This window comes from Maribacter sp. (assembly GCF_049667165.1).
Taxonomy (GTDB): domain Bacteria; phylum Bacteroidota; class Bacteroidia; order Flavobacteriales; family Flavobacteriaceae; genus Maribacter_A.
The window spans coordinates 1-11,886 of sequence record NZ_JBATHS010000006.1; the positions used below are offsets into that span (position 1 = coordinate 1).

Consider the following 11,886-nt stretch of genomic DNA (forward strand, 5'->3'; position numbering starts at 1 on the left):
GGCTATTTCCTTTTCATGACTGAAGGTGGAATAGGGCCTAAAGCCATTCTCGGTGATTCTTTTTGAAGACCGACTATTGGAAGGCATGACCAAAATATCGTATAAATCGCCTGCCCCCGTACCTGTCAAATGGGTATGGGAAAACCCGGTGATGATGGTATCCTGATAATAATAACCGGCAATCCTATCCCATCCTGGGATACCGATATCCGGACTTAATTGTACCATTCCGAAAGGTGTAGTTGCCCCGGGATAGGTATTGCCAGGACCATCTGTGCCGATAAACGGATTCACAAACTGGCTAAGGTTCTCCTTGACTTCCTTAGGCATCTCCTGCTCGCATGCAGCAAGGGGCAAAAGGGCTACTAAAGTTGCATAGCACAACTTCCTTATCCCAAAAAAAAGCGTTTTATATTTATGAATTGCAGTCTCAATCAACACTTATAAATTTACCATCATCCTTAATCATCAACGTCTTCCCAGTAAAGGGGCTTTTTGTAAAGAGAACAAACCCATTTTTATACTTTTCCAACACTGGAACTATTTTTTTTCCAAGGATAGTTTTAGAAGCACCAACTAGCTGTCCGTCTGCCTTTTTCCACGTCACTTGTCGTTTGTTCTCATCGATCAAATCCCGATAGCGTTCATAGAGATACCATTTCACATGTTCGTCTTCCGGAATCGTAAAAACATCCTTGGCACCAACCTCCTTTTCTGAAAAATACACATAGCCCCATTTTTCAGGTACATGCATATTTACGACCCATTGGGGCGACCATACCCAGTTGTTTTCGGGAAGATACTTGCCCTGGGCATCTTTCTTTCGTGTATACCTGCCCTCGGTCAGATCAAATTGCCAATTGACCCTTGAAAAGCCAAAGCGCCAAAATTCATTGATCGGCAGGTTATTATGTGCATTGGCTTCTTTCAAAACCTCCCAGGGAATTGCAATTTCGACACTCCACCCTTTATCCACATCGCTTGCATTATTCAACGTGCCATCTACATGAACCGCTGTTTCAATCCCTTGCATGTCCCAACTATCGAGCACCTTGCCATGGTTTCTATAGGGCTTGGTCAAGAATAAGTCCCATAGCGTATTCAGGGCATTCATCTCGAATTCCATATAGTTGTGGGTATCCCCGTCGGGGTCAATGAATATCTCAAAATCATTGTTATAAAAAATGACCGTATCCCTTTTTTTCAAAGTTGCCCAAACGTGTGGTTCTTCCAATTTGGCATAGACATAGAGATTGGTATCATCCCACAACATTTTCATTTGTGTTTTGTAGGTAGGCACTTCCTTTCCCTCTATATCGATAAACGCATCACTCCACGGCGCCTTTTGCCATGATGCTTCATAATCCTGACCATCGATATTTATTTGATCGATCGCCTTATAGGTGATATAGTGACGTGGGGATTCTTGGGCCGCCAACCAAACACATCCGGCATAAAGAAGAAAAAGAACGAGACTTACGATTTTCTTATTGTCTAAATACCTATTCATAGCGTAACCGTTTAGAGGCTGTTTTTCTTGGTGAATTCGATGATTTCGGAAATATGCCCAAAGGCCACCGCCGTAACCGTATCGGCCGCCCCATAATACACGGCCACCTTATCGGCTTCAATGGAATGCAAGGCCGCACATGGAAATACAACGTTGGGTACATCGCCGACCTGTTCGTACAATTCGATAGGTGCCAAAAGATAGGGCTGCGTCCTATATTTTACCTTGTCCGGTTCATTTATATCCAAAATCGCCGAGCCCACTGAATATCGAAACCCATTACAGGTATTGATAACCCCATGATAAAAAATCAACCAACCTTCACTGGTACGGATCGGGACCGTCCCTGCTCCTATTTTGCAGCTTTGCCAGGCACTATCCTCAAAAGGGGTCACTTTCATAACACATCGATGTTCTCCCCAATATTTCATATCGGGACTGAAACTGACATAGATATCACCAAAAGGGGTGTGGCCATTATCACTGGGGCGGCTTAGCATGGCGTACCGGCCATTGATCTTTTCGGGAAACAACACCCCATTTCTATTGAAGGGCAAAAAGGCATTCTCACATTGAAAAAATTCCTTAAAATCGAAGGTATAGGCCATTCCGATCGTCGGTCCGTGATATCCATTACACCACGTTACCCAGTAGCGATCCTCGATAAAAACTACGCGGGGATCATATTTATAATCAGATTGGATCATTTTTGTATTACCCGCTTTCATGGTAATGGGATCGTGATCTATAGTCCAATTGATCCCATCTGCACTAAAGCCCGCAAAAATGTTCATCTGCACCGCTTTATTATCGCATCTAAACACCCCTGCGAAGCCATCTTCAAAAGGGACTACGGCACTATTGAAAATACTGTTCGATGAAGGTATATCGTTTCTGTTGATGATCGGATTTTCACTATACCGCCAAAGAACATCAGTACAATGATCAGGTTTATCTTGCCAAGGAATTTTCATGTTTTTCGTTTATTTAAAGTCAATCATACCTACTTAGTTGGGTATTTTTCGAATTTTGTCCAACCACGTATATTTCAGGATAATGGAGGTCACTATGAAAATACCCAAAGCCATGCAGGTTTTCGGGTAATCCCTGAACATAAAATAAATGGGCAGGACGATCATACTTGATTGCCACACAATACCCACACCGCAATTGGCCATATCTTTCCAAAATTCATTATTCTTTTGAACGGTGACACCCCCCTCTTTGTTCAGCGCATTCACGACGGGCTTCCAAAAGCCCCAGGGACGTACATTTGCATAGAACTTTCCTAAGGTTGCCATAGGTGTTGCAGGGGTTAGGAAGGTCCCTAAGAAAGACCCTAATAACGATACCCCGAATATCACCGGGAAGATATAGATGGCCGGTATCTGGGCCAAATCATACAGCCATGTCCCCACTTCGAAGTTAGTCTTGTTCTGATCTAAAATAAATTGCAAGGTCGCGATGAACAAACCCGAGGCCATACCCCAGAAATACCCCCACCCATTAAAGCGCCACCATACCCATTTCAAAAAGTTCGCGGCTACATAACCGCCATAAAGGGCACTGGTTATCCAAAGGGTGAGCGAGTTGATCGACTCTGCAAAAAAGCCCATAAACACACCCAAGGAGACCACAACGATCGAAGCAATATGACTCGCCTTGATATAATGCCTATCAGTGGCTTCGGGCTTAAAATACTTTTTATAGATGTCATTTACGATATAGGCCGGACCCGCATTTACAAAGGCGGAAAAAGTACTCATAAAAGCAGCCAACAAGCCTGCCAACAAAAGACCCTTGATGCCAACGGGGACATGGAAATTAATGACCTTTGGCAACAACACTTCAAGCTCTGCCCCGGTCAATCCGGGATTGGCAGCCATACCAGGACCTAAAACCACCAAGGCAATGACCACGATCCCAGCGATAAGCAGGTATCGGGGAATATAGAGCACCAAGGCCGTAAAACCACTCATATAAGCGGCTTCCTTAACGGTTCGCGTCGACAAGATTCGTTGCATATCGAAACCAGGGGTAGGTCCGGCGATACTGGCAAAAAATCCTTTAAAGAGGGACATGCCAATAAAGGCCCCGAACATTTTATAGCCTTCGGAATCGATCAGCTTATTAAAAGCAGCATATTGGTCACTCCAATGGGTGTCCAACTCCCAACCGAAGAAGACATTCTTCCATTCTTCCGAGATAATGGCATTGATCTGTAGGTCGGAAAACTGATAGAAAGCATATCCGGCGACAAGAATACCAGCCAAGACCATTATAAGATATTGCAGCACCTCGGTGGCCACCACGGAGAACATCCCCCCTTTTACCGTATATAATGTCGTTAAACCAATGATGATCAAGGCATAGGATTGCTCTGAGAAGAGCAAAACGGAATCACCGATCTGCCAGGTAAGGTCCCAGGGTAAGATGATGGTCATGAACTTGCCTACCCCTTCAAAAAAATAGGATATGAACCCTACCGCCGCCACTACGGCAAAAATCGCAACGATGCTATGGGCAGCCCTGCCTGCACGGTCATCGCCAAAACGTGTCAACATCCATTCCGAACCGGTCATGATATTGGATCTTCGAATCCAGACCGCTAGGAACATCATGATGAATATCTGGTTCCATACGGGCCATAACCACATGAACATAAAACTCTTTACCCCATATAAGAATAGAATGCCGACCATCCAAGCGGTACCCGAAACATCGAACATGCCCGAACCATTGCTCAATCCAAGGTAATACCATTTTATACCATTCCCCCCAAGAAAGTATGATTTTAGGCCTTTAGATGCTCTTTTGGACACCCATATACCGACAGCTAGGGTAAGGACCACATACAGGAGAATTATAGAAATATCTATTACACTCATATATACTTATTTAGTTGTCGTTTGTACACCCCAAAGCTTATTCGGTGTATTACCCATTTCAAATTCGAGCGTGCCCCCCGCCATAATGTCTTCATGGCGAATGTAGGTAGTTGCCACGTTTTCACCATTAAAGGTCACGGATTGCACATAGATATTCTCTCGGGAGGTATTGGGGGCTGAAATCACGAAAGTCTTATTATTAGGTAGCTTTATCGTTGTCTTTTCGAACAGTGGACTTCCAATTTCATATTCCCCTGAAGCGGGGTTCATGGGGTAGATACCCATAGCGCTCATGACATACCAGGCGGACATTTGTCCACAATCCTCGTTGCCACTCAATCCATCGGGTTGGGTGCTATATTGGGTATTCAGAATTTCGCGCACCCAATATTGTGTTCGCCACGGGGCATTTGCCTTATTCAGCATATAGGCGATATGGTGACTAGGTTCATTGCCATGTGCATATTGTCCTATAAGCCCTGAAATATCGGGAGAAACATTATGGCCGCTTAAATCGGAATCCTCGGTGAAAAGCTGCTCTACCATAAGGGCGAAAGGCTCTTGTCGACCATGCAGGTCAATCAACCCTGCTACGTCATGCAGCACGTACCAGCTGTGCTGCCAAGCATTACCTTCGGTATAATCGGTATCCTCTATATGATTGGAAGCCTTGGGGTCAAAAGGCTCATGGAAGGATTTGCCATCTTTTGATTTACCCCGTAAAAACCCCGAACTAACGTCGTAAAAATTCTGATAGGCTTTGGAACGTTCCATAAAATACCCGTAGTCAGTCTCATTTCCCAATTTTTTTGCTACTTGGGCCACACACCAGTCATTATAGGCATATTCAAGGCTTATGGAAACGGATTGGTCCATAACCTCAAAAGGGATATACCCAAATTCCTTATAGGCTTCCAACCCCTGCTCATCGCCCATCATGGTCTTCTTCATGGCCTCATACGCCTTCCCCACATCAAAGGCATCATGGCCTTTTAAAATGGCTTCGGCGATTATCGAGACCGAGTGGTACCCTGGCATGGTTCCCGTTTCATTGCCGGACAATACCCATACGGGCAAAACCCCACTTTGGTCATAATACACCAACATAGACTTCACCATATCGTCGAGACGATTGGGATCCATAATACTGAGCAATGGGGTTTCGGCACGAAAAACATCCCAAAGTGACAGGGAAGAATACATCTGGAAATCGGTCTTTGCAATACTATCGTTCTGCATTCTGAACTCCCCGTTCGTATCATTGAAAAGGGTGGGTGCCACTTGGGTATGATAGAGGGAGGTATAAAAGATGGTCTTCAAGGAATCGATAGGTGTTTCCACTGTGATATTTGATAATAGGTTGCGCCATTCCCCTTTGGTATTCGTAAGTGTTTCCTCAAAATTTTGGATACCCTGAAGGCGTAAATTCTCCTTGGCATTGGCGATACTTACCGATGATACCGCTATCTTCACTTCTACACTGCCAATACCTTCTTTAAAAAAGAACTGCCCACCGGCCTTGACTCCCTTTGCCTCGGTTACATTTCCCCCTTCCAGGGTATCCCCGATCAAGCTTTGCCCAACGATCGGACTTGAGGTTTGAATGACAAAGAACACCTTTTGGTTTTTGGCCCATCCGGTACTGAAACGATGCCCCACGATTTGACCATCGCTATCCAATTTCAATGCACAATCAACCGGCTTATCCCAATTTACGGCATATCCTAAATCGATTATAAAGGAAGGTTTGTCCGCCGAATGATAGGTGTATTTATGGTAGGCCACATAATCATTCGCTGTAAGTTCAACCTGTATGTTGGGTTCTTTCAACAGTACGCTGTAATAGCCAGGTGAAGCTTCTTCTTCCCCATGTGAAAAATGGGACGTATAGGGCAATGAATCCCTTGTTTTTCCAAAACGCTGAAGGTCTACCGCGGCATTTGTCGGCATTAAGAGCACATCGGATAGATCGCCAATACCGGTACCACTCAAATGCAATTGTGCGAACCCGGAAATAATGGAGTCACTAATATGATAGCCCGAACACCAGTCCCACCCGGCGGTACCGTTATCTGGACTGGGCTGTACGCGGCCGAAAGGTGCCGTCGCCCCAGGATAGGTATGCCCATGACCACCGGTTCCGATAAAAGGATCTACATAATCACTACTGTTTTTTGAATCGGCAATGTTCCCATTTTCGGCACATGATGAAATGAGACCCAATAAAACTAGAACTAAAACAACGCGCTTTTTCATTTTTTGGTTGGTTTTGTGGGTTGGGGTTTATACCTAGGCTACTCAAATGTACCCTCATAATCTAAAAAATAAGTAACTTGCCCCCCAATTGTACCTACTAAATGTTGCCCCTTTTTATTATAATCGGAACATTTTTAGACCAACAACAATGAACCAATGCCCAACGTCATTAAAAAGGATTTAAACCAAAACCAATATCAGCAAGACTTAAACCAGAGGCTTGATGGTTTTTTTGGTAAGGGCGCTTCGAACGATTATGGGATCTCCTATAAGCACCATATTATCTTTTGGGCTATCTATTTTATTTTCAACACCTTACGCTGGGGAAGTATTCATGATGACTGGCTCTATTCCCTAAAAACCAACCTCATCGGTTTTCCGATACATATCGCGCTCTCGTATTTTAATGTGTATTACCTCATGCCTAAATTCGTATACAACAAAAAATACGTTGCATACACCTTTTTGGTTTTGGGGTCCCTTTTGGTAATGCTTTTGGTGAAATTCAATCTTACCTATTATTTGGTAAGTACCAACGTAATGCCCGAATCAGCGGAAGTGGTCAATACATTGACCATGAACTATGCGATTACCACCATGTTAGGGGAATTGTATGTGGTCTCTTTTGTGACGGCCATAAAAATAACCGCTGATTGGCTTCGGGAAAACAATAAGTTGCACAATTTGGAGAAAAGGCAATTGACTACAGAATTGAAATTTTTAAGATCACAGGTTTCCCCCCATTTCTTTTTCAATACATTGAACAATATTTATTCCCTAACCTTGGAAAAATCGGACAAGGCCCCCGAAGTGATCCTAAAACTTTCCGAATTGATGCGCTATCTTCTCTATGCCACCAATGAGCAGCGACAGGATCTGACCAACGAAATTGACTGCATACAGAATTACATCGATTTGGAACGCATACGTTTTGACGATTCCCTTGAAGTGGATATGCAGCTTTCAGGAAGTCTGGAGCATAAAAAGATTGCCCCGATGTTACTAATTCCCCTTATCGAAAATTGCTTTAAGCATGGCGCCAGTCAAAATATCGGGAAAATGCATATCGATATCGAAATCAAGGTAGAAGGGGACGAACTTTTTTTCAGGGTATCGAATACCATCCCGAAAAAAAGGAATCATGGCAATTCATATCCCCGTGGAGGTGGTATTGGGCTATCGAATGTCAAGAAAAGGCTTGAACTGGGTTATAAGCAGAATGATTATGACCTGAACATATTTGAGAAAAACAATACATTCAATGTTGAATTAAAGTTAAAGGTATAATGGAACTAAAAGTTATTATCATTGATGATGAACCGTTGGCCATCAATATACTCAAGAACTATGTAGCGCAAGTAAAGGAATTGCAGTTGATAAGCACCTTCTCCAATGCCGTTGACGCATCCACTTTTTTGCAAAGCCATGAGGTTGACATTATTTTCCTCGATATCCATATGCCTATCCTAGACGGACTTGAGTTCATAAAAACACTGCATGAAGCCCCCATGGTAGTCATTACAACAGCCCATGAGGAGTTCGCTTTGGAGAGTTTTGAACTTGAGGTAATCGACTATCTGGTAAAACCCATACCATTTCCCAGGTTCCTTAAATCGATCAATCGCATCTTAAAACTAAAACAGCACCACAGTGATCGAGGTAGTAACCATGAGCATCCGAGTATTTTCGTCAAGGTCGACAAAAAGAAATTGCAAAAGATCTACCTAGACGAAATCGTGGTTATCGAAAGTTTAAAGGATTATATCCGGATCAAAACGACCACGGGCAAATATATCGTGCATAAGACCTTGAGCAGTTTTACCGAAGAATTGCCAGCGGATCAATTTATACGCATACACCGATCATTTACCATTAGCATCGACAAGGTACAGGTGGTCGAAGGAAACAGCCTTGAAATAGATAACACCCGATACACCATTGGAAGAAGTTATTTGAATGATGTAAAGGCAAAAATATTGAATAATTCCATATAGCAAGGCAACCCCAGGCACTATGGCCCTCATGTCACGACTTGCCTAAATTCTTCGTATTCACCCTTCAACAGCCGTCATTAGTCGAATATTATTGCAATACCAGCAATAAGTTCCGATGTTAATGGGAGCAATGCTGTCCTTGGGAAATGGGAGTATGTCACTCCATAATCGGTAAGGACACCTTTGGATCATATCAATTTCATAGCACATAAAATGGGAATACGCACAAGGTCAATGGTAAGAATCTTTCTATCCTGTTCTGCATTACTTCTTGTTCTTTCTTTGGGCTGCAAGGATGAAAGTCCCCAAGAAGTCGCCATGGAGGGTTCATCTGGGAGCCCCAAAATCCCCGACAAGGTCGACTTTACCTTTCATGTAAAACCCATTATTTCAGATCGGTGCTTTAAATGCCATGGTCCTGATAAAAACGCCATTGAAGGGGGCCTTTCGTTAAACACAGCGGAAGATGCCTACGCGGCCCTTGGTGAGAAAAAAGACCACTTCGCCATTGTACCGGGCGATATTGAACGCAGTGAACTTATTAAACGCATTCATTCAAAAGACCCCAATGTCTTAATGCCCCCACCGGAGTCGAATTTGGAATTGACCGCGTATGAAAAGAAAATATTGACCCAATGGATTGAAGACGGGGCGGAATACAAAGAACATTGGGCCTTTATCGCCCCTGAAAAACCAGATCTTCCCAAGGTTGACAATTCCTCGTGGGGGTCCAATGAAATCGACAGCTTCATTTTGGCCAAACTCGAGGAAAATGGACTATCACCTAGTGCACCTGCACGAAAAGAAAAGCTCCTGCGTCGGTTATCGTTCGATCTAACAGGCCTTCCGCCAAGTATTGAACGGATCGAACAATTCAAAAAGGATACTTCCCCCCAGGCCTACGAAAAAATGATAGACCAGTATTTGAATACCATGGACTATGCGGAACACATGGCCTCAGAATGGATGGACATTGCCAGATACGCCGATACCCACGGGTATCAAGATGATTTTGAACGGATCATGTGGCCCTGGCGCGATTGGGTCATTCATGCCTTCAACAAAAACATGCCCTACGACAGCTTTGTGACCTATCAACTGGCCGGGGACCTTTTACCCAATGCCACCAAAGAACAGATTTTGGCCACGGGCTTTAACAGAAACCATAAGATCACCTATGAGGGGGGCGTGATTCCCGAAGAATATCGGGTGGAATATGTAGAAGACCGCACCATAACCTTTGGCACCGCCTTTTTAGGGCTTACGTTGGAATGTGCCCGTTGCCATGATCATAAGTACGACCCCATAAGTCAACAAGATCATTTTGAACTCTTTAGTTTTTTCAATAACATCGATGAAAAAGGGTTGATCTCGAATCAAACGGAAACCCCCGAACCCTATATGATCATTTCAGAAAAGGAGCAACAGGGTGTGTATGACTTTATCAATTTTGGGAAGAGTGACAAAAAGGAGATTCCCCTCATGGTCATGAAAGAGATGAAAGAACCTCGGCCATCGTTCATTCTGGATCGTGGGGTCTATGACCAACCTTCCCAACGCGTATACCCTAATACCCCCGAATCCTTATTGCCATTTTCAGAGACCCTGCCCAAAAACCGGTTGGGATTGGCAACATGGCTGTTCCATAAAGACCATCCGTTAACGGCTAGGGTCGCTGTCAACAGACTATGGCAACGTATGTTCGGTGCAGGGTTGGTACGCACTTCGTTTGATTTTGGCAACCAAGGCGCCTTGCCTACCCATCCTGAATTGCTTGACTTTCTAGCCCTTACATTGCAGGAGGAAGGTTGGGATCTGAAAAAGATGTTGAAATATATGGCCCTATCCGATACCTATCAGCAGGGTACCCAGGTGACCGAGGAAATATTGCAAAAAGATCCAGAAAACAAATGGTTGTCCCACGCCCCAAGATTACGGCTGCCAGCAGAGACCATACGCGACCAAGCCTTGCAATTGAGCGGACTTCTGAGCAAAGAAATCGGTGGCCCTAGTGTTAAACCCTATCAGCCCGAAGGAATTTGGGAAGAAACCACGGGCGGTGGCGGCGGTACTACCGCAACCTATGTGCAGGGCGAAGGTACCGACTTGTATCGTAAAAGCCTGTACACCTTTTGGAAACGCACGGTACCACCCCCGAGCATGATGACCTTCGATGCCTCCTCACGGGATCTATGCTCCGTAAAGCGGCAGCAGACCAATACCCCCTTGCAGGCATTGGTGCTCTTGAACGATCCCCAACGAATCGAGGCAGCCCGCGTAATGGCCTTCCACGAAATACAAGCACACCAAAAAGATGTAAAAAACCAAATAGCCACCTTGTTCCAAAAAGCGACGTCCCGCTTGCCCGATGAAGATGAGTTGGCCCTATTGCAGGACTATTATGAACAAACCCTCCTAAAAATCAAAGCTGGGGAAATCATCGCAGCAGACTATTTATCGATCGGGGCCTTCAGGACCAAGGAGCAGGTGCCCACGGAGGAATGGGCAGCCCTATCACTAACCGTACATACCATCCTGAATTTGGATGAAACCATAACCAGAGGATAACAATGAGCGAGAAAAAAATTCTTGAAGAAAGGTCCTTGATCCTTAATAGACGATCATTTTTGGGCAAAACGGCCTTAGGGGTCGGGGGTGTGGCCTTGGCCTCCCTTTTTGGGAGTAGTTTTTTCAGAAAAAGTCCCGCCGGTATTCTTACCGCCGATAATGGCCAAACGGGGACCAAAGGCATCCTGGATTCATTGCACCATCCGGCGAAGATCAAAAGAGTCATCTATCTGTTTCAAAGTGGGGGACCTTCCCAATTAGAACTTTTTGACTACAAACCCTTATTGAACCAACGGCGAGGGGAAGAATTGCCGGAATCCATTCGAAATGGACAGCGATTGACCGGAATGACTTCCGGACAGGATAAATTTCCCTTGGTAGGTTCCCAATTCGGTTTTCAACAACACGGCAAAAACGGAACCTGGATCAGTGACCTGCTTCCCTATACGGCGAAAATGGCAGATGATATCTGTCTTATAAAATCCATGTATACCGAGGCCATCAACCATGATCCCGCGGTTACCTTTTTTCAGACGGGATCACAACAACCGGGTAGGCCAAGTATCGGTTCCTGGCTGAGTTATGGGCTGGGCAGTGAAAATGAAAACCTGCCTGCTTTCACTGTATTATTGTCAAGAGGATCCGGTCGGCCCAATGGGCAGCCGTTATA

General features: G+C 44.6%; 8 protein-coding genes and 1 pseudogene. 4 read left to right on the forward strand and 5 right to left on the reverse strand.

The genetic code is table 11. The features are described from left to right. The 5 genes and pseudogenes from WBM98_RS00145 to WBM98_RS00165 form a co-directional block, all read right to left on the reverse strand. Positions 1–330 (reverse strand): annotated as a pseudogene (locus tag WBM98_RS00145) (GH92 family glycosyl hydrolase); the annotation flags it as partial. A 100-nt stretch (positions 331–430) separates the two neighbouring features. Then, the gene (locus tag WBM98_RS00150) at positions 431–1,510 is read right to left on the reverse strand and encodes a carbohydrate-binding family 9-like protein (protein ID WP_424363979.1); all 1,080 of its coding nucleotides are present in this window, start codon (positions 1,508–1,510) and stop codon (positions 431–433) included. 11 nt (positions 1,511–1,521) lie between these two features. Next, the gene (locus tag WBM98_RS00155) at positions 1,522–2,484 is read right to left on the reverse strand and encodes a glycosidase (protein WP_424363980.1); all 963 of its coding nucleotides are present in this window, start codon (positions 2,482–2,484) and stop codon (positions 1,522–1,524) included. Positions 2,485–2,517: 33 nt separating this feature from the next. Next, positions 2,518–4,398 (reverse strand): sodium:solute symporter family protein, encoded by a 1,881-nt coding sequence (locus WBM98_RS00160; RefSeq protein ID WP_424363981.1) that lies wholly within the window; start codon positions 4,396–4,398, stop codon positions 2,518–2,520. 6 nt (positions 4,399–4,404) lie between these two features. Further along, on the reverse strand, positions 4,405–6,654 hold the full coding sequence (locus WBM98_RS00165) for a GH92 family glycosyl hydrolase (protein ID WP_424363982.1): 2,250 nt from the start codon (positions 6,652–6,654) through the stop codon (positions 4,405–4,407). 156 nt (positions 6,655–6,810) lie between these two features. Between WBM98_RS00165 and WBM98_RS00170 the strand changes: the two genes are divergently transcribed. From WBM98_RS00170 to WBM98_RS00185, 4 genes are all read left to right on the forward strand, one after another. Next, complete coding sequence (locus WBM98_RS00170) at positions 6,811–7,941, forward strand: sensor histidine kinase (RefSeq protein WP_424363983.1); 1,131 nt, start codon at positions 6,811–6,813, stop codon at positions 7,939–7,941. Next, complete coding sequence (locus WBM98_RS00175) at positions 7,941–8,648, forward strand: LytR/AlgR family response regulator transcription factor (protein WP_424363985.1); 708 nt, start codon at positions 7,941–7,943, stop codon at positions 8,646–8,648. Before WBM98_RS00170 ends, WBM98_RS00175 begins: the two co-directional genes overlap by 1 nt. A 234-nt stretch (positions 8,649–8,882) precedes the next feature. Further along, positions 8,883–11,216, forward strand: coding sequence for a PSD1 and planctomycete cytochrome C domain-containing protein (locus WBM98_RS00180; RefSeq protein ID WP_424363986.1), 2,334 nt, complete (start codon positions 8,883–8,885; stop codon positions 11,214–11,216). Positions 11,217–11,218: 2 nt separating this feature from the next. After that, positions 11,219–11,886, forward strand: a 668-nt coding sequence (locus WBM98_RS00185; protein WP_424363987.1) for a DUF1501 domain-containing protein, incomplete at its 3' end; no start/stop codon positions are given.

Bases quoted from the DNA above. Each gene is read 5' to 3' on its own strand.
- WBM98_RS00150 (WP_424363979.1), bottom strand. From the start codon at position 1,510: ATGAATAGGTATTTAGACAATAAGAAAATCGTAAGTCTCGTTCTTTTT.
- WBM98_RS00155 (WP_424363980.1), bottom strand. From the start codon at position 2,484: ATGAAAATTCCTTGGCAAGATAAACCTGATCATTGTACTGATGTTCTT.
- WBM98_RS00160 (WP_424363981.1), bottom strand. From the start codon at position 4,398: ATGAGTGTAATAGATATTTCTATAATTCTCCTGTATGTGGTCCTTACC.
- WBM98_RS00165 (WP_424363982.1), bottom strand. From the start codon at position 6,654: ATGAAAAAGCGCGTTGTTTTAGTTCTAGTTTTATTGGGTCTCATTTCA.
- WBM98_RS00170 (WP_424363983.1), top strand. From the start codon at position 6,811: ATGCCCAACGTCATTAAAAAGGATTTAAACCAAAACCAATATCAGCAA.
- WBM98_RS00175 (WP_424363985.1), top strand. From the start codon at position 7,941: ATGGAACTAAAAGTTATTATCATTGATGATGAACCGTTGGCCATCAAT.
- WBM98_RS00180 (WP_424363986.1), top strand. From the start codon at position 8,883: ATGGTAAGAATCTTTCTATCCTGTTCTGCATTACTTCTTGTTCTTTCT.